Annotated in this window: 21 protein-coding genes and 1 pseudogene; 17 read left to right on the top strand and 5 right to left on the bottom strand. The window is 47.1% G+C overall.

Annotated elements, in window-relative coordinates; translation table 11 throughout:
* Nucleotides 1–46 precede the first annotated feature (46 nt).
* Nucleotides 47–511, top strand: a complete 465-nt coding sequence (locus tag LWL52_RS04715; RefSeq protein WP_242917404.1) for a LexA family protein — start codon at nucleotides 47–49, stop codon at nucleotides 509–511.
* A gap of 4 nt (nucleotides 512–515) precedes the next feature.
* Nucleotides 516–1,781, top strand: a complete 1,266-nt coding sequence (locus tag LWL52_RS04720) for a Y-family DNA polymerase (RefSeq protein ID WP_242917406.1) — start codon at nucleotides 516–518, stop codon at nucleotides 1,779–1,781.
* Between the two features lie 613 nt (nucleotides 1,782–2,394).
* On the opposite strand, the gene LWL52_RS04725 is transcribed toward LWL52_RS04720, so the two are convergent.
* Nucleotides 2,395–3,729: a sensor histidine kinase gene (locus LWL52_RS04725; RefSeq protein WP_242917408.1), complete on the bottom strand. Its 1,335-nt coding sequence runs from the start codon at nucleotides 3,727–3,729 to the stop codon at nucleotides 2,395–2,397.
* 916 nt (nucleotides 3,730–4,645) lie between these two features.
* On the opposite strand from LWL52_RS04725, the gene LWL52_RS04730 reads away from it, so the two are divergent.
* The 13 genes and pseudogenes from LWL52_RS04730 to LWL52_RS04790 all read left to right on the top strand — a co-directional run bounded on the left by LWL52_RS04730 (nucleotide 4,646) and on the right by LWL52_RS04790 (nucleotide 15,651).
* Nucleotides 4,646–5,320, top strand: a complete 675-nt coding sequence (locus LWL52_RS04730; protein WP_242917410.1) for an alpha/beta hydrolase — start codon at nucleotides 4,646–4,648, stop codon at nucleotides 5,318–5,320.
* 134 nt (nucleotides 5,321–5,454) lie between these two features.
* Nucleotides 5,455–5,972: pseudogene (locus tag LWL52_RS04735) on the top strand (tyrosine-type recombinase/integrase).
* 159 nt (nucleotides 5,973–6,131) lie between these two features.
* Nucleotides 6,132–6,449: a hypothetical protein gene (locus LWL52_RS04740; protein WP_242917412.1), complete on the top strand. Its 318-nt coding sequence runs from the start codon at nucleotides 6,132–6,134 to the stop codon at nucleotides 6,447–6,449.
* Between the two features lie 102 nt (nucleotides 6,450–6,551).
* On the top strand, nucleotides 6,552–6,983 hold the full coding sequence (locus LWL52_RS04745) for a hypothetical protein (protein WP_242917414.1): 432 nt from the start codon (nucleotides 6,552–6,554) through the stop codon (nucleotides 6,981–6,983).
* A gap of 477 nt (nucleotides 6,984–7,460) precedes the next feature.
* Complete coding sequence (locus LWL52_RS04750) at nucleotides 7,461–7,988, top strand: hypothetical protein (RefSeq protein WP_242917416.1); 528 nt, start codon at nucleotides 7,461–7,463, stop codon at nucleotides 7,986–7,988.
* Nucleotides 7,989–8,049: 61 nt separating this feature from the next.
* The gene (locus tag LWL52_RS04755; RefSeq protein ID WP_242917418.1) at nucleotides 8,050–8,793 is read left to right on the top strand and encodes a hypothetical protein; all 744 of its coding nucleotides are present in this window, start codon (nucleotides 8,050–8,052) and stop codon (nucleotides 8,791–8,793) included.
* A 331-nt stretch (nucleotides 8,794–9,124) separates the two neighbouring features.
* A complete protein-coding gene (locus LWL52_RS04760) occupies nucleotides 9,125–10,480 on the top strand; it encodes an IS110 family RNA-guided transposase (protein WP_242917420.1) in 1,356 nt (451 codons plus the stop codon).
* A gap of 110 nt (nucleotides 10,481–10,590) precedes the next feature.
* Nucleotides 10,591–11,496: a hypothetical protein gene (locus tag LWL52_RS04765; protein WP_242917422.1), complete on the top strand. Its 906-nt coding sequence runs from the start codon at nucleotides 10,591–10,593 to the stop codon at nucleotides 11,494–11,496.
* Between the two features lie 117 nt (nucleotides 11,497–11,613).
* Nucleotides 11,614–12,057, top strand: a complete 444-nt coding sequence (locus LWL52_RS04770) for a hypothetical protein (RefSeq protein WP_242917424.1) — start codon at nucleotides 11,614–11,616, stop codon at nucleotides 12,055–12,057.
* A 71-nt stretch (nucleotides 12,058–12,128) separates the two neighbouring features.
* Nucleotides 12,129–12,854 (top strand): hypothetical protein, encoded by a 726-nt coding sequence (locus LWL52_RS04775; protein WP_242917426.1) that lies wholly within the window; start codon nucleotides 12,129–12,131, stop codon nucleotides 12,852–12,854.
* 643 nt (nucleotides 12,855–13,497) lie between these two features.
* Entirely contained in the window at nucleotides 13,498–14,619 is a 1,122-nt protein-coding gene (locus LWL52_RS04780) for a Fic family protein (protein WP_242917428.1), read from the top strand.
* 243 nt (nucleotides 14,620–14,862) lie between these two features.
* Nucleotides 14,863–15,336 (top strand): MBL fold metallo-hydrolase, encoded by a 474-nt coding sequence (locus LWL52_RS04785; protein WP_242917429.1) that lies wholly within the window; start codon nucleotides 14,863–14,865, stop codon nucleotides 15,334–15,336.
* Between the two features lie 132 nt (nucleotides 15,337–15,468).
* On the top strand, nucleotides 15,469–15,651 hold the full coding sequence (locus LWL52_RS04790) for a hypothetical protein (RefSeq protein WP_242917432.1): 183 nt from the start codon (nucleotides 15,469–15,471) through the stop codon (nucleotides 15,649–15,651).
* A gap of 620 nt (nucleotides 15,652–16,271) precedes the next feature.
* Here LWL52_RS04790 and LWL52_RS04795 read toward each other — a convergent pair.
* Together LWL52_RS04795 and LWL52_RS04800 are read right to left on the bottom strand one after the other, a co-directional pair.
* Nucleotides 16,272–16,802: a hypothetical protein gene (locus LWL52_RS04795; protein WP_242917434.1), complete on the bottom strand. Its 531-nt coding sequence runs from the start codon at nucleotides 16,800–16,802 to the stop codon at nucleotides 16,272–16,274.
* Nucleotides 16,799–17,347 carry an RNA polymerase sigma factor gene (locus LWL52_RS04800; protein WP_242917436.1) on the bottom strand — a complete coding sequence of 183 codons (549 nt, stop codon included), beginning with the start codon at nucleotides 17,345–17,347 and terminating at the stop codon, nucleotides 16,799–16,801. Before LWL52_RS04800 ends, LWL52_RS04795 begins: the two co-directional genes overlap by 4 nt.
* Before the next feature lie 224 nt (nucleotides 17,348–17,571).
* Between LWL52_RS04800 and LWL52_RS04805 the strand changes: the two genes are divergently transcribed.
* Nucleotides 17,572–18,177 carry a hypothetical protein gene (locus LWL52_RS04805; protein WP_242917438.1) on the top strand — a complete coding sequence of 202 codons (606 nt, stop codon included), beginning with the start codon at nucleotides 17,572–17,574 and terminating at the stop codon, nucleotides 18,175–18,177.
* Nucleotides 18,178–18,798: 621 nt separating this feature from the next.
* On the opposite strand, the gene LWL52_RS04810 is transcribed toward LWL52_RS04805, so the two are convergent.
* Nucleotides 18,799–19,587 (bottom strand): SDR family NAD(P)-dependent oxidoreductase, encoded by a 789-nt coding sequence (locus LWL52_RS04810; RefSeq protein ID WP_242920648.1) that lies wholly within the window; start codon nucleotides 19,585–19,587, stop codon nucleotides 18,799–18,801.
* 187 nt (nucleotides 19,588–19,774) lie between these two features.
* Here LWL52_RS04810 and LWL52_RS04815 point away from each other — a divergent pair, with 187 nt between their 5' ends.
* A complete protein-coding gene (locus tag LWL52_RS04815) occupies nucleotides 19,775–20,890 on the top strand; it encodes an oxidoreductase (protein WP_242917440.1) in 1,116 nt (371 codons plus the stop codon).
* A 188-nt stretch (nucleotides 20,891–21,078) separates the two neighbouring features.
* On the opposite strand, the gene LWL52_RS04820 is transcribed toward LWL52_RS04815, so the two are convergent.
* On the bottom strand, nucleotides 21,079–22,065 hold the full coding sequence (locus LWL52_RS04820) for a DUF1259 domain-containing protein (RefSeq protein ID WP_367615652.1): 987 nt from the start codon (nucleotides 22,063–22,065) through the stop codon (nucleotides 21,079–21,081).
* Nucleotides 22,066–22,309 lie beyond the last annotated feature (244 nt).

A 22,309-nucleotide genomic window follows, 5' to 3' on the forward strand; every position in this document is an offset into this window, starting at 1 on the left:
TCTTTTGATCGTATTATTGCTAATAATATTAGTAAAACTGAAAACTATGAACAGCATAAAAACGATTCCCCTGCACTCTGCTGTGTTGGAGCTCCTGGACATCCAAAGCTTTGAAGAACTCGAGCTTCCCTTTGTGGCCTCTTATGTGTCGGCCGGTTTTCCCTCGCCTGCCGAGGACTACGTGGAAGACAAAATCGACCTGGGCCGGTACCTGGTGCAGAACCCCTCGTCCACCTACTTCATGCGGGTGCGGGGCAACTCGATGCAGGACGCCAACATCCACGAGGGCGATGTACTGGTGATCGACAAGTCGTTGAAGCCGGCGGACGGGCTGCCGGTGATCTGCTTTCTGAACGGGGAGTTTACCGTCAAGACCTTCAGCCAAAGCCGCAAAGGCGTTTTCCTCCTGCCGGCCAACCCGGTGTATGCCCCGATCGAAATTACCGAGGAGATGGACATGCGGGTATGGGGCGTGGTGGTGTGGGTGCTGCACAAGCCCGTAAAGCGCTAAGGCAATGGTGGGGCTCTGCGACTGCAACAACTTCTTTGCCTCCTGTGAGCGGGTGTTCGCCCCTGAGCTGAACGGAAAGCCTGTCGTGGTGCTCAGCAACAACGACGGCTGCGTGATCGCCCGGAGCAACGAGGCCAAAAAGCTCAACATCCCGATGGGGGAGCCTTACTTCAACATCGGGAACCTGGTGGAAAACGGGCACGTGAGGGCCTTCTCTTCCAACTACGTGCTGTATGGAGATATGTCTGACCGCGTGATGCAGACGCTGGCGCAGTTCACGCCCAACGTGGAGATCTATTCCATCGATGAATGCTTCCTGGACTTCTCTTCCTTTTACAAAAAGGACCTGAGCGCCTATGGCCGCGAGATCAGGAACACGGTGCAGCGCTGGACAGGTATTCCGGTCAGCCTGGGGATTGCGCCCACGAAAGCACTGGCCAAGGTGGCCAACAAGCTGGCCAAGAAATCCGCAAAAGCAAACGGGGTGCTGGTGCTCCAGGAGCCCCGCCACATCGAGGCGGCCCTGAAAGCCACGGCCGTAGAGGACGTGTGGGGCATTGGCGGGCAGTATGCCAAACTGCTCCACAAGCACGGCATGCACACGGCCCTGGACTTCTCGATAGCTTCCCCGACATGGGTCCGCAAGCACATGAGCGTAGTAGGTGTCAGGCTTCTAAATGAGCTAAGGGGAGAGGCCTGCCTGGCGCTCGAGGAAGTGGCTCCGCCCAAGAAAGGCATCTGCACGTCCCGCAGCTTTGGCAAGAAACTCACCGATTTTGAAGACATACAGAATGCCACGGCCACGTACGCGGCCCGGTGCGCCAAGAAGCTACGGGCGCAGAAGAGCTGCGCGCGGCTGATCACGATCTTTCTCAACACCAACTGGTTTTCTGATAAAGACCAGCAATACCATGCCAGTAAAAGCATCTACCTGCCCGTGGCCACGAACTCCGGTATAGAGCTGATCCACTATGCCAACCTTGCCCTGAAGGCCATCTACCGGGAAGGCTACTGGTACAAGAAGTCGGGGGTGTTCGTCACCGACATCATGCCGGAAAGCCAGGTGCAGCTGGACCTGCTCGATGAGGTGAACCGCGCCAAGCACCGCAAGCTCATGGCGGTGATGGACACGCTCACCGACCGGTTCGGCAGGGAGCGGGTGAAGGTAGCCGAGCAGGGGGTGGACAAGGGGTGGCTGCTTCGCTCGGACATGCGCTCGCCTTGTTATACGACCAGGCTCAGCGACATCCAGACAGTATATGTGCGCTAAACGTTGGCGATAGGCAGGTATCGTTTTTCCTGGGGCTAGCTCTTGAGTGGCTGTATCCCTACATCATCGCGATAGAGTTGTTCCTCAAAGACCTGGCGGTGTTTTTGCCTTTCATCTCCGCTCCTGGAAAGATAGGTCTGCTTTATTTCTACTGTAGCCTAGCAGGTGCTGCCCTTAGGGAAGCACCTGTATGGCATCCTGGTCTTTAAGATCATCGCATGGTGAACAATGCCAGGGTAACCGGCAGGCTAAATAATATCAGGGCTAGGGTTAATTATGAAACCGTTTTTTTAAAGATCATCGGGACGCTGTGGCTACTTGAAAAGGCCAGGAGATCGATGTTACAAGTACAGGATTTTGTATGGCCTCGGCAGCTTTTTGTAACGAAACAGGCGCTGCCGTTCGCTATTTTAGATCCGCGGCATGGATCGTGTCACGGTTCATATTTAAAACAGCTGGTCAATCCTCTCGTGCATGAGTAAATTCTGAGATAGGTAATTCGCCTGATGAAAATGGATTTTGGCCTGATCTGGCTTGTTGACTTCTTGTTAATTTTTGTTTGAAATCTGTTTTCTGTGCGTGTGGTAGGCTAGCAAATAGCTTCTTTTGTGCCTTACAGCGCAGTAGGAAGGGCCGGCAAGGTGATCCGGAATGTTGTTCCCTTCTCCTGTCCGTTATCCAGTTCTAAAGTACCCTGGTGCATTTCTACCAGTTTTCGTGCGATGCTTAAGCCAAGCCCAACCGTTTGTTCTCCTTGTAACCCTTTTCTTCCTGCCCCGGAGAAAGGCTCGAATAAGCGGGAACGTATGGCCTCCGGTATCCCGATGCCATCGTCTGTGATCTCTAAGTGTATCATGCTTTCCTGTTGCACCGGGCGGACCATGATGTTGCCTTTCTCCTGGGTAAACTTAACAGCGTTCGAGAGGAGGTTATCCAACACCCGCCTGAACTTCTCCACATCCAGGTTAACCCACAGGTCCTCCGAGGCTTTTTGTACAAAAAGCTGTCGCGTATCCTTTAACTGAAACTGCCAGGAAAGCTTCAGTTCATCCAGCAAGTCGTTGAGCTTCACAGGCTCCGGAAGGCAAGCCCCCTCCTGGTCGTAGCGGGCCATCTCCAGCAATTCATTGATGAGGCCTTTCGAATTCTGGCAGCTTTTCAGGATATGCTCAAAAAATCGGGTCTGCTGCTCGGGTGCCATGGGCTTGTGCAGCAACATCGAAGCCATCTTTTCAATATTGGCAAAAGGGCCGCGTAAATCATGTGCAACAATTCCGAGAATCTTGGTTTTTGCTTTACTCAGCTGTTCCAGCTCTTCTTTTTTCTCCTCAATCAGTCTGAGCTGGTGAAAGTGGTTGAACCGGAAGCTATAGTTTAGCCTGCTAATAAGGAAGAAGAAGAGGATCAGGAACAGGGACCCGGTCTGGTTCATGATGATGCGTTCGGTAGGCAAATCCAGCAGCATGACACCTCCCACAAACGTAAGCTCCACGACAGCTGCCAGGATTATCAGTTCTTTCAATTCCAATACAAAAAGCACGGCGATGAGCGAGAGCCCCAGCAGGTACATGGTCATGTTGTTGATGGGGCTTCCCTGCACAGCCACCGACATCAGCAGGCATGTTACAGCAAATACAAAAGCATAGCCCAGGTAGAGGTAGCGATAGTATTTTCGAGTCCTTTCCGCCTGCTGAGACCTAAGCCAAAGGTCGACAAGGAAAACGCTTAGCCCGGCTACAAGATAGAGACTGTAAGCGACACGGTAGAGGGCGGCGCCCGGAAACTGGTGGGCATAGCTGACCACAAAATTACTCGCAAATACCAAAGCGGCGATAATCAGCCATGTCCTGGAGAGCAACCGGACAGCCTTGTTGTTGTAAGGAAGGTAGTGATGTTGGAAACCTTGGGAGTGGGCTTTGGGAGCAGAACGAAAAAGGTAAATATCCATAGCGTGATGATACAAACGAGGTGCAATATAGCAGGTATAGTATTAGCTATCTAAGCATTTAAAACATTTAATAGTAGGCTGAAAAGGAACTATAAAAGTATATTTTGCTATAGGACAAGTTTTGCCCTGCTGCCAAATTATGCAATTTAGGTGTATGCAGGATTACAAACAGTTTTACCAGGAAGGTACGAAATGTTTATCGGCTCGAAAGAAGCGGCAAAGTGCAACGTAGCTAAGACTAAAACCATCCCTATTCTTAGTAGTCGTGCCTCCCTAAGGAAGTAGCAGAAGCGATCCTGCCTCTTAAAGCGAAAATGTTAGCTAGCTTGGTGTGTTTGTGCCTATGCCGTTTGAATCTTGCTCGATAGCTCCTGATTACTTAATTCGATGTATCACAAAGCCTGTTGCCATGTTTCTTTCCTTTTAAATGAATGATAAAGGTAGTGCCTGCTTCGGGGTGGCTTTTGACTGCAACACGTCCGTATAGATTATACCAAGGGGCCGCAGTACCACTACGGCCTGGCAAAAGAACGGACCAGCCTTCGAAGTAATGGTTTATTAATTATGGGAAGTGGAAACAAGGTACATAACCTGCGCATGGTAGTCAGGGATTAAATAAATGAACCCGAAATGGCTATGACTGGCTAAGCAGATAATTACCCCGTTTAAAGAACTGATCGGTAACGGCAGCCACGACGAGCTGTTAAAGTATGAGCAACTTGGCAAAGAAGCGCGCTTGCCATCCCGAGGCCGGAACATTACTGGCCGTTGCTTTATACACTGGGCCTGAAGGGCATCAATGATGCCGTTTCGATCTTTAACGACAAAGTTGTAGGTGGCTCGCTTACCATGACATCTGTATTAATAGGGTATGGGTAGATTTGCCCTCTCTGCAACTATACTACACAATTAACTTATGGCAGCAACTATAGAAACAATGGGAAATAACCTGAACACCGATCTGGGACTGAGCTATCTGATAAAACCGGCAACTAATACTGCCGGAAAGCAGAAAGCGCTTATTCTGTTACATGGGGTAGGTAGCAACGAGAAGGACCTGTACAGTCTCGCGAACTATTTACCGGCCAACTATACCGTTATATCCCCCCGTGGACCTTTTGTTCTTGGCGAAGGTCGCTTTGCGTGGTATGAGGTAGATTTTTCTTCAGGAAATCCTCAGATTAATGCTGGTCAGGAAGCACAGAGCAGAGAAGCCATACGGGAGTTTATAGTGCAGGTAAAGGAAAAGTATAAGCTGGATGAGGTGTACCTGGGTGGTTTTAGCCAGGGCGCGATCATGAGCTATACGATTGGCTTAACACAGCCAGAGTTGGTTACAGGTGTACTGGCTTTCAGCGGTAGAATTTTGCAGGAGATCAGACCACTTGTAGCAGCGCCAGCCTTGTTAAAGGACCTGAGAGTACTTATAGCACATGGCACACAGGATGGCACCTTGCCGGTTCATTACGCCCGCGAAGCTAAAACTTACCTGGAGGGTTTAAATATCAAACCAAGTTATCACGAGTTTAACGGCGGCCATCAGATTACAGGTGACGTATTAACCGCAGTATCCGAATGGTTGAAAGTATAATCCTCTCCCTGCTCTTTTGTCAATTAATCGATCAACGGAGCCAAGTTCTACTACCAGCGTGTGCTGCTGCACCATGAAGTACAGTTAAACCAGGTAGAGCGGCCTGAAAAGCCCGAGCGCCTGCCCCAGGTGCTGTGCAAGCAGGATGTACTCAAGATCCTTCAGCCACAGAGTATCTAAAGCACCGATGCCTGCTGCAGCTCTTGTATGCCGGTGGGCTTCGGATCGGGGAGGTGATCAACCTCAAACTCACCGATGTTCAGTCAGAGCGCAACCTGCTGCTCATCCGGGGGGCAAAGGGAAAAAAGACCGCACCACCTTGCTTTCTCAAAAGCTGCTCGAAAGCCTCAGGGCCTACTACAGGCAGTACAAGCCCCAGGTATGGCTCTTTGAAGGGCAGGCAAGCGGCCAGTACATGGTGGAGAGTATCCGCAATGTGTTTCGGGCCAGCAAAGCGAAAGCGGGCGTGAAAGCGCCTGCTACGCCTCATACGCTGCGCCATTCCTTTGCCACGCACCTGTTGGAGCAGGGAACGGATCTACGGTATATCCAGGTACTGCTGGGCCACCGATCCAGTAAGACCACCGAGATCTACACTCACATCACCACCCATGCCTTGGATAAAATTGTAAGCCCATTTAATAATCTGTAGAGAACACTTATATTAGCTAAAGCATATGAAAACAACAGACGCAGCTACAAACTTGACCAGATCCTGCCTAAAAACAGGCGGCAGCAGTTACGTATATAGTGCAGATAAGCGTATGTTTTCGTTTATCCAGTAGTTGAGCATCATTTGTAATTATAGAAATTGAAAAGAAAAGCACTAATAATTGGCATACTGTTTCTTCTAAGCTCGTGTGACTGTATCCAGGAAGTACATGGAACTGTACTTGACGCAGAGACAAGTGAGCCGATTGATAGTGTGTATGTTTATAAACAAAATGACGAGAATGACTTTGGTTATACTGACCCACAAGGACACTTTGATGTAGAAAGCATTAGTGGCGGTTTATTCAGGTGTCCTCCAATGACAGTAGAGTTGAAGAAAGAAGGCTTTGAAATGACGGCAACAGAAATAGAAGTTGGCTCGCATGCAAAGGTCTTCATGCGAAAGGTGAAAAAATAGAAAAACGATTGCTCAACACAATGCATGCTCAACCTTCGCTAACGCTTCAGGCTCCGCATGCACCCGTCCGTTAGCGGGTAAAGAAAACACAGAAGAAAAGAAATGCAAGTGAATGCAATAGCAGATGAGGCTGATAGTAGTACCTTACTTAGGCTACTTTACGAGGTTATTCAATGGGATGCGTTTCATGCTGAAGACCTTGAAGCCATTAATAAGGCAATAGTAACTAAGGCATATGGTAGAAAATATAAAGCCTTAGCTGAACTATTCCTTATATGCTTTTTACAAGCAAACATAGGGGTTGGCTTTAAAGAAAAGTACTATGTGTTTGATGAAGATGAGAGTGAAGTACGAAGACAGCTTAGGTTGTGTTTATATACCCATCTAATCATCTTCATTCTTCTAGCTGTCATTGTCCCCACGCTATCTGGAAAGATAATAGCAGTTTCGCTTTACATGATAGTGACTGTTTATTGGGGTATGGCAACCTTCACACCTGTTTACAGAGGATTAAAGAAACACTTCATTCGCTAACCACACCTATAGGTTAGCTTCGCCACCCTATAGGCAAATCCGTTGGTAGTAAGCTATAAAATAAAAATGGGACACAAGAAACTTTGCTTAGACTGTAGAAAGGCGTTCAATCGTGACTTCGACCCTGGTTCAGGGCACGATTATATATGCCCCGACTGCGGCAAAGTAATGATTTTAATGCCTCATCGATTTAGACCACCAAAAAGGACGGACGATAAAAAATGGGAAACTGTCAAATACTTTATTGATAATGGATTCAAGTATCAGCACATTTACAAATACACCGACTTAAATGGCAGGTTAGTGTCAGAGAATGTAGAATATCCAGAGACGTTAAAAGAAGCTAGAGAATTCGTACAGACCTATAAATCGCAGTCTTATAAAAAATAAAAAAGCCGACTGCCAACATTGCATAAACGTCACCTTTCGGCCAACGGCCTTCGGCGTCGTTTATACCAACCGTTACCTGTCATAAAAATGATGGAAATCGAGAAGCTAAATAGTGCTGACAAGAGCAGAGTGAAGCTTGAAATAAAACAGGTTTTGGTAAGCTATTTAGCTATCGTACTTGTCTTGTCTATAGTAATTGCTGCCGCTATCATCTTTATTCAGAAGAATGCTAGGATTCCAATTGAAAAGAGTACAGCAATCACTGTTTTGCTCTTAGCCGCAGTCTTAGGATTCGCAGCCTTCTTGCTTCATGCAATTAAGGACTACGTTATGGACTTGAAAAGTGATTCCAAAAGAATATACTCTGGACAGATAACAGATAAACCTACCACTACCAACTGGGGGTGGCATGGTAATCCTGGTGCTGACTCTAATTCACAGCCAAAGTTGGTGGAGTACTTTTTAGTTATAGATAATCAAAGGGTAAATGTAGAAGAAGGAGTTTATAACAGTTTTGAAATTGGAGAGAGGGTAAGTCTTCACTCTACAACCCAGAGTAAAACCCTGTTAGGTGTAACAAAAGAATTACGTGCAGGTAACAAAGCACAGGCTTAAGCTTCGGCTAATGCCTCGCCTTAGCCTGTACAAGACCGTTAGGTAAAACTTAAATCATAGAATGAAAACAAATATACTTGCTGTCATTATTCTTCCTTTATTGATTCTGCTCTCGTGTAGTACTCAGAAATCAAAAGAAGAAGAAATAAGTGTACAAGGAGATTCTACAAATGTAGTTGAACAGGACATGGCAGTAGAGCCTGTTTCTTCTATGGCAAGCAATTATCAAAAAACAAAAAAATTGGACAATGGCTTTGAGATTCAGGTGGGGGATGAAGAAGACTATGAGAAATTTAAAACCTATACCCTTTTCAAATTAAGCCATAACGGGTCAGTAATTTACATGGACAGCTCTCTTACAGAGTATGAGTTCGGTGATAAGAAGTACCCTATAGTTTTTCCCTTAGGCAGACATAAGTTCGAAGTATTGGTAGAGGTAAATGACAGACCAAATAAAAACTACTTGAAGCTCTTCAGGATAGAAAGTAACAAACTAATCGCAGTAGAACAGCTACCAACCTTCATATCATATCCGTCTGACTTGGATTCGGATGGAGAAATAGAATACGCTGGGTTTTGGGACTACCCGCAGGTAAGTGGGGATGAGACGGCTTATAACCCTATTCTCTATTACCAACTTACCGATGATGGTCTAAAGCTCGATAGCACTTTAACCATAGAGAAGAATACTGTGATTTACGGCAAATTTAGTGGGTATAAATTTACAGAAGCCGTTATTGTGCCGACTTCAACATTCCAAGCGCATGAAGCTGAAGTGAAGCGAATAGAAGCAAAAAGAAAATAACCTTTACCTAACCCTGCACATAAGCCATGCTTCGGCTACGCCTCGCTCGCTTTATGTACAAACCGTTAGGCATAATTCCCCCCATATTAACTATTGATTTCTCCGGCTAACGCTTCTGCGTATCTACACTGTATCCCTTGCAAGACCGGTTTCTAATTGATGCTTCCAAGCTCGCGCGTAATTCTGGTTGGAGTGTAAAAAGCTTTCTGCTGTAGCAGAGGAGCTTTGAGGTGATTTCAGTGGTGGCTCTTCGGAGACCCCGATCAGGATACTTTCAATACCTACAGTACATTCCCCTGGGATATTTTTCTTTCACTTCATTAAGCATGTTATGAAAAAGAAGAATCTGCCCATGGAAATTGTCAATCAGCATGCCGCCGGCATTGATGTAGGCAGCCGCTCCCACTTTGTGGCTGTGGGCCAGGGAGAGACCCAAGTGCGGGAGTTCGGCGTTTATGAATCTGACCTGCGGCAATTAGCCCAATGGCTGCATGAGCACCATATCACCACGGTAGCCATGGAAAGTACCGGTACCTATTGGCAGAATCTGTTTGCTGCCTTACAAGGTTCCGGGCTGGAGGTGCTGCTTTGCAACGGCAAGTTCACCAAAAACATCAAGGGCCGTAAGACAGACGTACAGGACTGCCAGTGGATCCAGCGGCTGCACGCTTTGGGGCTTCTCACGGGTAGCTTTCTGCCTGATGATACCACCGAAGAGCTGCGCACCTATTGCCGCCACCGCACCTCGCTGCTGGAGACGGCTGCCGTGACCACGCAGAAGATGCACAAGTACCTGCGCCTGTTGAACCTGCGCCTCGATGTGGTGGTGCGGGATGTGACCGGGCAGACAGGCATGGCTATTATCGAGGCTGTTTGCCGGGGGGAAACAAACCCTGAGCGACTGGCTTCCTTCCGCCATGGCAACTGCCGCAAATCACGAGAAGAGATCGCCCGGGCTCTCTGTGGCAACGGCCGCCGGGACCTGCTCTTTGCCCTCACCCAGGAGCTGGAACTCTACAAGGTGCTGCAGGCAAAGATAGCCGCCTGTGATGTGGCCATTGAGCAACTGCTGATCGAACAAGTAGAGGCAGATGAAGAGAGAAGGCAGTTAAAAGCAGATCCCAAGCCTTACAAGCGGGTAAACAAAAACGCTCCGCAGCAGATGGACCTTAACCAGCTATCCTACCAGTACTATGGCGGAGTGGACCTGCTCAAGATAGAGGGGGTGAGCCACGCGACGCTGCTGGCACTGATGAGCGAGGTGGGCGCTGAGGGCATCAGAAAGTTTCCAACGGCCAAGCAGTTCTCCAACTGGCTCCGCCTGTGCCCCAACACCAAGGTGAGCGGGGGAAGGGTGCTCAGCAGCCATATCCCCAAAGGCAGCAACCGGCTCAAAATCGCTTTGAGAAACGCTGCCAATGCCATCGGCAACCTGAAGGAGACGCACCTGTCGGACTTCTTCCGTCGTGTGGCCTTCCGCAAAGGAAGACAGGCGGCGGTGAGCGCCACGGCCCGCAAACTGGCAGTCATTATCTGGCACATGCTCACTTATCGCGTGCCCTACAACCCGCCCACCCAGTATCTGTTTCTTGACGAGAAAAGAAAGCTGAAGCTGGTGCAAAGGATAAGGAAAAACATCGCTAAATTAGACCTGAAACCTGAAGATGTGGGCTTCGCAACGGCCTGAGAAATAAACGTTAGTCAGGATATGAAATAGAGGTTAAAAATTTATTGGAGAGGACTATATCTATCTTATTTCTGAAGAATATTTCTATACTTAAAATAAAAAGATGATAGATGAATGCACAACATAATTGCATAAATGAATTTACAGAATCGGCAGGTAATTATAGTCGACTTTCTACTCCAGAAAGAATGGTCATCTCAACTACCCATTTCTTTTATGATAGAAAGTATTTGAAAGCAGCAAAGCTTAATAACAAGGAAAAACAAATATTCAAAAAGCTGTTCATCGAACTTCATGTACTTTTTTACAATAAAGTTATTAATGGACCTAGATTTTTTAAAATATCTAGATTAATTCAAAACTTTTTATTCTTAAGAGCAAAAGAAAATATAAGATTAGTATTATTTGCATTTAATCCATTTAATCTAACAGCCTTTGTTCATGGAATTAGGTCACAAATAGAGATTAATGCTTTGTTAAATAGGTTTGTAAGAGAAAATGACTCCTATTTTGAAGAATACTTTACAAGATCTGAAGACAGAAAAAAAGATGATCGTCTAGTTAATATTCAAACTTTAATTGATAAGATGGATAATCACATTATTAACTACAGAGAGTTGTATGATGACTTAAGTAATATTCTTCATCCTAATCCAACAGCTGTAAAATTGCACACACAGGCTACACCTGCAAATTCTAGTTTAGAAGGTGCATACGCTCCCAAAATAAGCCGATATTTTGAAGAAACCCTTCCATATACAGTTGAGAGCAAAAAGTGGTTTAGTGCGTATTTATTAGAATTTTCAATTTCTGTTATACACTTCTTTGAATTAATTGAAAAATTAAATAAAGATTTCTTTATAAATGAAAAAGAAAAAAATGATTTCGAAATTTTATCAATGCTCCAAATCGTAAGTCAAAAAGATTTTTTAAAGTACGTTAATTCAAACAAGCTAGAAAACATCAATATGGAAGAATACTTTGAATGGCTCAAAAGTAAAAAGAAGAAATCATAGCTGAATACTTAACAAACCATAAGCATAAATAATACTATGCCTAACAACAGCTAAAAAGCATTAAAACGCTTTTTAGCCAAACCGTTAGGCACCATATAATAAAAATACATTTTGAAAGTGGAATTAATTGATAGAGTAGAATCTAAAAGGATGGAAAAATTTCGAAAGATCTTCTTCTATTTGGGAGTAGGTTCTGCAATAATATTGACACTAAAAGTTTTTACCAGAACAAGTCACTCTGGTACTACTGGTTTCCTAATTGATTGTCTATTTATGATCCTCCCTATTTATATGATGTTTAAAGGGTATAGAAACTCGAAAACACGGTTAGGACAATTTATTGAATGGCAAGCAGTAGATATTCAATACAAATTGAAAGAAGATGCTTCTATAAAAACCATATCTATTAAGAGCATAAATAATATAAATATTGGACTAGATAGTATTATAGTTAGAACAGATACAGAAGAATTTGTGCTTAATATTGAAGACTTCACGAATTATAAAGAAATCAAAAGGATCAAGAGAAACTTTGAAATAATAAAGAAAAACACTGCCTAACCCTGTACAGGCTCCAAACTCGGCTATGCCTCCCTCGCAGCCTGTACTAACACGTTACCTGTATTGAATTCATGAAAAATCTATACTTGCTTCTTTTCCTACTTTTTGTTGGTTGTGCTACTAAGCAACAACAGAAAATGGGGCAAATAGCGGAATTAGAAAAAGTAGTTAGCACAGGTGTATCAGAAGCTGACTGTGATAAATGTTCAGCTTCTGACTATGCAGAATCTGAGCCTGACACAGCTTTTATTTTTTCCAACGGCAGTGAACTCCTTCTCTGCGGTTACTCAGAATTGAAAGATGGAAGAAAAATATATTCAGAGTTTGTGCTGTCAGAGTGTGGCAAGGACAGCATAGTAGACTTTTGGAGTGCAGTTGAAGAGTATGAAATCTTATTTGAGCAGGATACGCTTCATCTACAAAAATTAGAGCTACTTGCATTAGATAATAATCGTGAATTTGTAAAAAAGAAATGGCTAACCGAAAGCCTCTACTATGAGAATGGAGAACTCAAAAGAACAAAGAAGCTCAATCCTGAAGTAAAGTACAGTCAACGCCAAACTGACCAATCGCTGCAAGAGTACGAATCAACCCATTGGAAAACTCAGATTGAAGCCTCAGAAGAATACACTGAAGCGAAAATGGAGTTGGCTAATCGCCTTTTGATAGCAGCTGTTTCAGGAAGTGAAAAAGCAGAACTATACTTTAAAGAATTTTACAGTAAATTCAAGCCAGACGGAGCGTACGCTGAATGGTACCATGAGATGGCAGATATGCTGGAGTTTGCAAAAAAGTAGAAAAACAAAATCAGGTAACAAGGTGCAGCAGTTATGCTTATGCCGATGGCCTTGCACACTCGCTGCACGAGTACGTTGGCGGTAAAGGAAAAAATAGAAGAACAGATTTCAATGAGAAATCATGAAGCGGTTCTATTAGCAATTCTACTTCTTATCCCGACTCTCTCATTTGCACATGGGGAAGAAATCATCTATACATTGTGTATTGAAGTAGTTTCAATTATTTGCTTTATTATCGTACTTATCGCGGTGAATTTAAGTCAAAAAGGGAAAGGAATTTTAGCTTCAACCTATATCCTGACGACCTTAATAATGTTTTTCATTACTAATAATGTTCCGTACAGGCAAAATATGAACATTATAAACTGGTCTTTGATACTTGTTCCAGCACTAATACTGACTTTATCATACTTGTACTTAAAGCCAAGATATTATTAGGGAAAAATAAAAACCTCTACCGCTAACAACGCCTAAAAGTCAGCCTTCGGCCGATGGCCTCGTAGTTTAGCCGCAGCCCGTTGTACATAATGCAATATATGAAATGAACCTACAGGAGTAATATTTACCTCTGAACAGACAACAAGTGTAATAAATTGCTATTTTTACCTTTGTTCATAAAACAAGCGTAAAGTTTACCCTCGTTATGGCTCCATTTCATAGAGAAGAACCTTATAATGATTTACCCCTGCTTCCTCCGGAGATAGACCTGGAAACAAAGGAAGTCATGCGAAAAACCGTTAAGGCAAGCAGGGCTTTGGCGCAGTTGAACGGCGCTATCATCAACTTGCCCAACCCAAGCCTTTTCCTGGACACGATTCATCTGCAGGAAGCCAAGGCAAGCTCTGAAATAGAGAACATCATTACCACCAACGATGACCTCTATAAATCAGTCGTGGCTGAAAAGAGGTATGAATCCACTGCAGCAAAAGAGGTTATAAGTTATAAGGAGGCGTTGTGGTACGGCTTGGAAAAGCTCAAAGAGCGGTCTTTCATCACAACAAACCTCTGTGTGGAGATCATGCAGTGCATCAAGCAGAACACATCGGGAATCAGAGCCACTCCGGGCACAACCTTATCTAATATTCAGGGCGAAGTAATCTACACGCCGCCGTCGGGCGAAGCAGTAATACGCGAGAAACTGGCTAACTTGGAGCGCTTTATTAACGAGGAAAGTACCTTGGACCCGCTCATCAAAATGGCTGTAATGCACTACCAGTTCGAGGCCATACACCCGTTCATAGATGGTAACGGACGTACAGGAAGAATCCTGCTGCTGCTTTACCTGAAAATGGAGAAACTGCTGGATGTGCCTGCGTTATACTTAAGTGAATACATCATCCAGAACAAGTCGTCTTATTACCAAAAGCTACGGGACGTCACAGAAGCCGGAGACTGGGAGGGCTGGATACTCTACATGCTGGACATGATAGAGAAAACAGCCACCAGCGGACTCAAAAAGTTGGGGGAGATTATGGCCGTCATGGAGGCCACGTCGGAGGAAATAAGAGAGAAACTCCCCAAAGTATACTCGAAGGAGTTAATAGAGATACTATTCAGGCTGCCCTATACAAAGCGTCAGTTTCTGATTGACGCGAATATGGGAACACCAAAGACAGTAGGCAATTACCTGATAGCGCTTGAGCAGGAAGGCTTTTTAAAAGCAACCAAGGTAGGAAAAGAAAAACTTTACCTGAACCAGCGATTAATGGAAGTACTGGAGAATAAAAGAAAAGCACGAAAGCACAACACCAGCTATGGTGCATAAACGCACCATACCCCAGCACGTTGTGAATCAAGTTAGTAGAAAGCCTGAAAAACGCTAAAAACTGGTAGCTAAACATATTTTATTTTCGCTTTGGCTCTTGGCATTCCTCTTTTTTGCTTCTGTTGGGTTGGCACAGAACAGAGACACTTTAGTTGGAGCAGAGTATGTGAATAAATCGCTTTACAAGGACCGGCAGGTTCTTCCGGATGTTTATGGCAAGCCAAACCCGGACCTGCAAAATCGTTGACGCAGGTAAAGGGCAACCTCTATCGGCACACCAACGACACCATTCCATCACTGCACAGCGGCCTTGTCTTGATCACGAAGGCAGGCGCTATTGTGATGGACCCCGCTTTAACACCCGCCGCCATTTGGCTGAATGATGAAATTAAAAAGCGTTTCAAAGTAAAGGTAAAATATGTCATTCTGACCCATGCGCACTACGACCATGCAGGAGGTCCTCAAATTTTTCAGCAGGACGGGGAAAAGGTCATCATCCAAAAAAACGGGTTAGAACCCATTAATGGCAAAAAGCTTCCCATAGCGGTGCCCGATATGGTGTACGATAAACAACTGACCATAAAGCTCGGCGGCGAAACGGTGGTGCTTCATCATATTGCACCCAGCCATTCCAACAGCATGTTCGGTCGTGTCGTTCCCTGCTTCCAAAGCCCTTCAGTTGACCGATGTCGGGCAATCCAACACCATGCCCTATAATGATTTTCTGGACATTTATTATGATGGCTGGATAGAAACACTCTACTGGGTTTTAAAACAGGATGTGGATTGCCCGACATCGGCCACTATACCCCCGCTACTAAGGAAACAATCAAAAATGAAAGAGACTACATGGTTGACCTTCACCAGCAGGTATTAAATCTGGTGCGCCAGGGCCAAAGCTGGGATCAACTATACCGGAATGTAAAGTTCTCAGACCAGGTAAAAAGCTGGTACGGCTTCGCTACGATGAGTAAACTGAACATTTTGGGCATGCACAGATGGGTAACCAATCACAGACGAGGCGTTTGGTGAGCCTTATGTTTTCGTTTGTTAAGGAACCTTGCAAGGCCTGGATCGCGTTGCTCCGCAGCTCGGCCTGGCCTGGTAAGCCTAACGTGTTTTAGAAATTTTGTCTTGCCTATCTTCGTTTTAAGGGACCCTCCCCATGGCCCGGCAGGAAACTTATTCGTTGGCTTTTAGCCGCGTTCGTCTCCTAAGTTCCTGCATTACTTTTCTGTTTAGTTGTGCTTCGGACCGGTATAGCCTCATAATCTGCTGCGGCGTTAGCACTGTTTTAAACTCATTGTAGTACTTTCTTCTTACGGTGCTTAGCCGGATGGCATTATCCAGCTGCGCTGTTATCAATTTGTCAGCTTCCTCAGCGCTTAGGCTATCAGGGCTTGCCCGAAGCAGTCTACCCTGTCGCAGAAAGCTGGTTTCATTTTTTTCAGCCTCGTAGCGTTTGTAGATAGGAGCCAGGGATTTTATTTTATCGTCACTTAATGCCAGCGCCTTGCTTATCTCTGCTAGCTTTGCCTGCGTTATCCGCTCCTGCACTTTGGGATTCCGGTTTAAGTCCTGCCCTTGTGCAGTATAACAGAACAAAATGAGGATACCACTTATAAGGATTACTGTCGTTAAAAACTTGTTCATCATTCAAAGGTCTGTTTATATTGATTTAATTCCGACTCTGCTACGGCAGCAAGCAATACCAACTCTTCATCCGATATGTTTGCCAATACTTCATCAAGTGTCTCTGGCTTTTGAGCTTTAATCAGCTGATCCTTTTGGGGCTTTGTAGCTGTGTCTGCCGGTTGGATATCGGCCGCCATGGTTTGCTTCCCTGGCTTAGCTGCTACCTCTTCAGTTGCTGAAGGCATGGCTTTGTCTGCTTGTTCAGCCACAGCTGGCTTATGTTGTTGCCCCTCATTTTCCCTTAGCGCAACTCTTGGCTCGTTGGGGCTTGTTTTGCCGGTATATACAAGGTAACCAAGTGTGAACAGGAGCGCTATACTGGCAGCTACAGCCATCGCCGGCCACAAACTGCTCCGGCTTCGTTTCTTTACAGGCTCCCTTCGCGCTGCCGCTGCCAATGTACTTTCAGTTATCTTATCAAAGAAGGCGGGCGGTACTGTGTAGGGCATCCGCTTCCCAACTTTATCAAAATCAAAATCCTCTTTCATGAGTCTTTCAGCATATATTCTTTGATCCTGCTACTGGCATAATGGTAGTTGGTTTTTAAGGTAGCTACCGAGCTGTTGAGTACCTGGCTAATCTCTTCGTAAGTGAGTTCGTCGTAGTAGCGCATGTTAAAGACCAGTTGCTGTTTCTCAGGCAGCCGCAGTATTGCCTCTTGAAACTTTAGCAGAATCTCTTCGGCATCGATGGCACTACTTTCGTAAAGTTGATTGATCAGCTTTTTATTTACTTCCTTTTCAGATACTAAAAATTTCTTCCTGTTTCGGAACAGTCTCAGGCATTCATTGGTCGCTATCCGGTAAAGCCAGGTGTATAACCCGCTGTCACCGGCAAAACCATCCAGTCCGTTGTATACATTGATGAATGTTTCCTGTAAGATATCCTGCGCATCGTCGTGAGACACAACCAGGCGCCGAATATGCCAATAGATCCGTTCATTGTATTTGTTCATCAACAAAGTGAATCCGTTGCTCTTAGTGCTCTGCTCACGAAACAGCGACAAAATCTCTTCGTCTGTTGTCGTTGTCATTAATGGGGGTATAAAATCTATATCATGCACCTTAGAAACCCAAATGTGCCAAAGGTTAAATCGAGGGCTAAAATTTTCATCTACTCTTATTTCTGTCATTCCCCGCAGGGTAAGGCAAATATCGGGTGTTATAAATATTTTTTGCATCCGATATTTAACCTTTTGATGTTTCGGGTCTCATAAGGGCATCAAGAATGTTTAACGAATCGATTAACATGAACAAAATGAAACTTACCTGTTCGGCAGTAGCATTTGCCGCACTTATCGCCTTTTCTGGTTGCCAGAAAGAAGATGTAAACCCTGAAAGGGAAGAGGCTGTACTGGCCGTTGATGAGCAGGGGGGGGCGATCACCGACGTGAACGGACTTGAGAACCCCATCATCACCGGGGCCTCTGAAAGTACTGCGTTTGGCGTCAACACCACCGACACCCGTCCTGAATCCTACCGGCTGACCTACATCCTGAAAAGGCTGAACCTGAACGAAGGACAGCGCACCGCTGTGCGGAGGTTTGTGGAAGCGTATGAGGTTTGTGTAGCAGAACATCGCAGCAAAGTGCAGCAATATCATGAGGAGTTGTTAAAACGGGCCAACGCAATCCGGGAAGAACACATCAGCGCTTATCGAGCTGGTGCCATCACCAAACAAGAGCTGGACCAAAGGCTGGCTAACCTGCACAAAAAGCTGGAAGAGGAGATCAAGAAGCACCCGGGCAGGCAAATGCATGTAAGAATCATGCACCGCTGTCGAATGGAGTTGTTTTCTAAGGTCGAGTCGGTGCTAGGCCCAGAGCAATTGAAGCGATGGGAGCAGTGGAAAAGCCGTCTCTAATATTGAAAACGGCGGTAGTCAAGCGATAGATTGGCAGTTTCATTACAGAGCTACATGAGCGGGGAACTGGGGAACAGGAGCCCCGCTTTTGTTTCATTATACTCGTCAGGATATAATCTGACAGTAGCGGATTGGCGGGCATGCCCATGCCAGAAGGGAGTATGGCATGAACCCGCGTCGTCGGGTTTTGGTTTTGGCTTTGCTGTAGCTGACATGCTGTTACCCGAGTTGCCTTTGCTGAAGCCACGAGCTGTGCCTCCTGGTTAAAATACCAGATCTCAACGTCTTGCTGTCTGCCAAAAGCAGTCAGGGAGTTTACTGTCGCTCCTGTCATTCCTTCCCCTGGTTCCGGGGCAACGTCAATGATAAACATGCCGATCTTAACTCGCCTGTTCTGCATTCTTTCGCTCTCTTCCCGCTGTGCCACTAATTTTCGGATACCTGTCTCTATTTCCTTTTGCTGCAGGGATGCTTTTACACGTAGGGAGCTGTTAGATATAGGGCACAGTGCCCTATCTGGCGGGCTGTCGCTGGCGAGTTCAGCGATAGGCAGCAAACGGCTGGTTGTGCAAGGTGGGATGAGCCGTGGTCAACACCACCGGCTTACAGCAGCAACTGCCTTTACATGGAGCGGTGCTGCCGGGTTCTTTCCCTCAACGCTTCGTAGTTGGCGGCGGCGAAGGCGTCTATTTTCCTTGGCTCCAGGAAATTAACCTTGATCTGCTCTTCCCGCTCCTTACCCCCGAGGATCACGTTGATCTCCCCTTTGAGCAGGCCATCCACGGAGGCCTTGGCCACTTCTTCAGGCGTATCCAGGCTGCTTACCACGGCTGTCTTCATCATGTCGGTGTCGGTGGCCGAAGGATAGACCGTCATTACGTGGATCGCGTGCTGGTGCAGCTCTCTGCGCATGGCATCGGAGAACTGCCCCACAGCTGCCTTGGTGGCGGCATACACGCTGTAGAAGGGCATGGCAATGTAGCCGTAGCCCGACGAGATGTTCATGATGGCCGCTTCCTTGCTCTTTTTCAGCAGCGGGAGGGCTTTCTTGGTGAGCAGGATCAGACCTGTTATGTTGATGCTGATCTGATTGATGATGTCTTCGTCTGACAAGTCGGTAAGCAGGCCGGCGCTTACTACTCCGGCATTGTTAATGAGGATGTCCAGCTCTCCCCACTGTTCCGTCACCTGCGCTACGGCTTTATCCAGGTCCTGTGGGTTGGCCACGTTACCTGGAAGGGTAAGGAATTCAGCGTCGGGGAAAGCGGCCTTCAGGGCGTCGAGCGCCTCCTGCCTTCTGCCCATTACAGCGAAGTCCTGTACCCCTCGCTGTACCAGTTCCTGTATGATTGATTTCCCTATGCCGGCGCTGCCGCCGGTTATCAGCACTTTCTTCCCTTTTAGATCCATCACAGTCAACAATTTTATCCTAACAAAAACGTGAACAAGATATAATGGTTATCCGGCCCACTCGCAAGACCTGCGCCTTTAACAAAACCTTTTAGGGGTACAAGCATATAACCTCTAACCAGCATGGCATCGGCCACTCTTTTCAGGCAGGCGGTGCGGGTCACTCAAAACGATAGCAAATTCAAAGATGATCAAACAAGGAGAGGCACAAGGCAAATACCCGCTACTGTTCTCAGAGGGGAGACTGGGAAACCTACAGCTAAAGAACCGCATCGGCCTGGCCCCGATGACCAGGACATCGGCCGAAAGCAACGGGGTGCCCAACGAAACGATGACCAAGTACTACACCCGCTATGCGGAGGGGGGCTTTGCGCTGTTGATAACCGAGGGCACCTACCCCGACGAGAAATACAGCCAGGGCTACCTGAACCAGCCGGGGATAGCAAACGAAGCTCAGATAAAGGGATGGAAGGGGGTTGTTGAGCGCGTGCATGAGGCCGGGGCGAAGATCATTTGCCAGCTGATGCACGCCGGCGCTTTGTCCCAGGGAAACATCTACGCAGATGAGACGATCGGACCCTCCGCCGTTCAGCCCAAGGGGGAGCAGATGGCGTTCTACGGGGGCAACGGGGCTTTCGCTGTACCAAAAGAGATGAGTCAGGAGGACATCAAAGATATCGTAAGAAGGTTTGCACAAGCTACCCGTAATGCCAAAGAGGCCGGCTTCGACGGCGTCGAGATACACGGGGCGAACGGTTATATTCTGGACCAGTTCCTGACCGACTACACCAACCAGCGCCGGGACGAGTATGGCGGCCGCACGGAGAACCGGGTACGGTTGCTCGTGGAAACGGCGCAGGCTTGCCGCGAGGCGGTAGGAAGCGATTTTCTTATAGGAATCAGGATCTCACAGAGCAAAGTCAACGACTATACGCACAAGTGGGCCGGTGGGGAGAAGGATGCTGAGGTAATATTTACGGCGCTGCGTAACGCTGGCCTAAACTTTATCCACGTCACGGAGCACCATGCCGATCAACCGGCCTTTACAGAAGGAGGGCCCACGCTGGCCTCCCTTGCAAAGAAGCTCAGCGGGCTGCCGGTGGTGGTGAACGGCAACCTGAACACCCCGGAGCAAGGGGAAGCCATGCTCGAGAGCGGAGAGGTGGATGTGGTCACGCTCGGCAAGTCGGCCCTTGCCAATCAGGACTGGGTGAAGAGAGTAGCCGAAGGAAAGCCCTTGGAGGAGTTCGCCCCGCAGCGATTCTTTGTGCCGGACGCGAAGGTGAAGGCGTTCGAGCTGTAAGCAATTATGGGGACAAAGCTGTGGCGGAGCGTTTCTTTGAAACCATCACGTCCGGAAGGCGCTACCATCACAAATTTACAATCCAGCAGCAAGCCCGGCTGGCCACTTTGAGTACATTGCAGGCCGCAGCAACCGGAAAAGGAACTGCGCGGCACCGTGCTACGTAAAGCAGTTCCACCATCAGCTTGTCAATGCTTTTTCATGCTGTTTGTTTTCTGTTGCCCTAATATGTCGAGCGCCGCCCGAAAGCCCTGTGCCAGTTGCGTTGCGGGGCCTTGCCCGTAGTAATGCAGAAAGAAGATGCGCGGCTCGTCGCCTAACATGTGGTTGTGCACGGCCACGACTTCCAGGTTGTTTTCGCGTAGCGTATTGATTACCGGGTTTACCTCATGCTCCAGCATAGCGATGTCTCCGGCGATGTGCGCCTTTTCCTGCGACCCCGCCAGAGAAGCCCAGGAGTTAAGTCCCATGGCTGTGGTCATATCCGCACCCATGGCCATCACCTTCAGGTTGTCGCGGCCAACCGTGTACTTGTAGGTTGGTCCATTAACAGTGCCATGTTCCTTCACGAGGGCATCCAGTTTGGCGATGTCAAACAGTTCGTTCCCCGGCTGCTGAGGAGTGCCTGCAGTTTTGTGCTGGTTGCCGGGATAGAGCATGCTGTCTTTGACGGCGGCGGCGTAGCGTTTTGCCAGATCGGCAGGTGCTCCTATGCCATGCAGGTGCATGTAGAAAATACGCGGCTCCTCGTAAAAGAAGTGGTTGTGGAGGGCGCTTACCTCTAACCCGCTGGTCTGGGCTGCTGAGATCAAAGGGTTAACCTCTTCCTGCAGCAAGACTGTGTCGCTCATCAGCACAGCCGATTTACCGTCGGTGGTTTTTTTTATGGCTACCCAACCGCCAAAGCCAAAGGGAATGGGCACGGGCTCCCCTTTAACCGAAATTTTCAGATCGTTGCGGGGAAGAGAGGTACTGTGCACGGCCTGGTCTTCGTGGTACATACCCTTCTTCCCCAAAGCAGACTCTATGGCGGCTATTTCTGCCGTAGTCAGGGGTGGTGTTTTGACCCGCTGAGGCACAGCGCCCAATACAGATTTCATATCCATCAAGCCGGCGGTACCCACCAGGGCCGTGGCAAATAGCGCCTGTCTTCGATTCAGTTTTGCAAAACGCATGTCCGTGATTTTTTAAGACCCATAAACAACTTTATACTATGTACTTACGGCGTAGCGCCATAACGGTCTGTGGTGTCCACGCTACTTTCGCTTAGCTGAAGAAGTACAGAGGCAAACCCAGACGGCCTGTGCCCGGAAAAACAAATACAACGGCTCACTGTAACTGTATGCGGTAGAGCACCAGTAGGCAGACCTTGGGTTTGCGGCTTGCGCTAAGTTGTTTTGCCGTTTAATATCAAAGATT

The sequence above is a fragment of the Pontibacter liquoris genome (assembly GCF_022758235.1).
Lineage (GTDB): Bacteria > Bacteroidota > Bacteroidia > Cytophagales > Hymenobacteraceae > Pontibacter > Pontibacter liquoris.

Bases quoted from the DNA above. Each gene is read 5' to 3' on its own strand.
- LWL52_RS04815 (WP_242917440.1), top strand. From the start codon at position 19,775: ATGATCAAACAAGGAGAGGCACAAGGCAAATACCCGCTACTGTTCTCA.
- LWL52_RS04715 (WP_242917404.1), top strand. From the start codon at position 47: ATGAACAGCATAAAAACGATTCCCCTGCACTCTGCTGTGTTGGAGCTC.
- LWL52_RS04745 (WP_242917414.1), top strand. From the start codon at position 6,552: ATGCAAGTGAATGCAATAGCAGATGAGGCTGATAGTAGTACCTTACTT.
- LWL52_RS04795 (WP_242917434.1), bottom strand. From the start codon at position 16,802: ATGAAAGAGGATTTTGATTTTGATAAAGTTGGGAAGCGGATGCCCTAC.
- LWL52_RS04765 (WP_242917422.1), top strand. From the start codon at position 10,591: ATGAATGCACAACATAATTGCATAAATGAATTTACAGAATCGGCAGGT.
- LWL52_RS04730 (WP_242917410.1), top strand. From the start codon at position 4,646: ATGGCAGCAACTATAGAAACAATGGGAAATAACCTGAACACCGATCTG.
- LWL52_RS04755 (WP_242917418.1), top strand. From the start codon at position 8,050: ATGAAAACAAATATACTTGCTGTCATTATTCTTCCTTTATTGATTCTG.
- LWL52_RS04790 (WP_242917432.1), top strand. From the start codon at position 15,469: ATGGTTGACCTTCACCAGCAGGTATTAAATCTGGTGCGCCAGGGCCAA.
- LWL52_RS04800 (WP_242917436.1), bottom strand. From the start codon at position 17,347: ATGACAACGACAACAGACGAAGAGATTTTGTCGCTGTTTCGTGAGCAG.
- LWL52_RS04805 (WP_242917438.1), top strand. From the start codon at position 17,572: ATGAAACTTACCTGTTCGGCAGTAGCATTTGCCGCACTTATCGCCTTT.
- LWL52_RS04810 (WP_242920648.1), bottom strand. From the start codon at position 19,587: ATGGATCTAAAAGGGAAGAAAGTGCTGATAACCGGCGGCAGCGCCGGC.
- LWL52_RS04720 (WP_242917406.1), top strand. From the start codon at position 516: ATGGTGGGGCTCTGCGACTGCAACAACTTCTTTGCCTCCTGTGAGCGG.
- LWL52_RS04760 (WP_242917420.1), top strand. From the start codon at position 9,125: ATGAAAAAGAAGAATCTGCCCATGGAAATTGTCAATCAGCATGCCGCC.
- LWL52_RS04725 (WP_242917408.1), bottom strand. From the start codon at position 3,729: ATGGATATTTACCTTTTTCGTTCTGCTCCCAAAGCCCACTCCCAAGGT.
- LWL52_RS04820 (WP_367615652.1), bottom strand. From the start codon at position 22,065: ATGCGTTTTGCAAAACTGAATCGAAGACAGGCGCTATTTGCCACGGCC.
- LWL52_RS04780 (WP_242917428.1), top strand. From the start codon at position 13,498: ATGGCTCCATTTCATAGAGAAGAACCTTATAATGATTTACCCCTGCTT.
- LWL52_RS04775 (WP_242917426.1), top strand. From the start codon at position 12,129: ATGAAAAATCTATACTTGCTTCTTTTCCTACTTTTTGTTGGTTGTGCT.
- LWL52_RS04750 (WP_242917416.1), top strand. From the start codon at position 7,461: ATGATGGAAATCGAGAAGCTAAATAGTGCTGACAAGAGCAGAGTGAAG.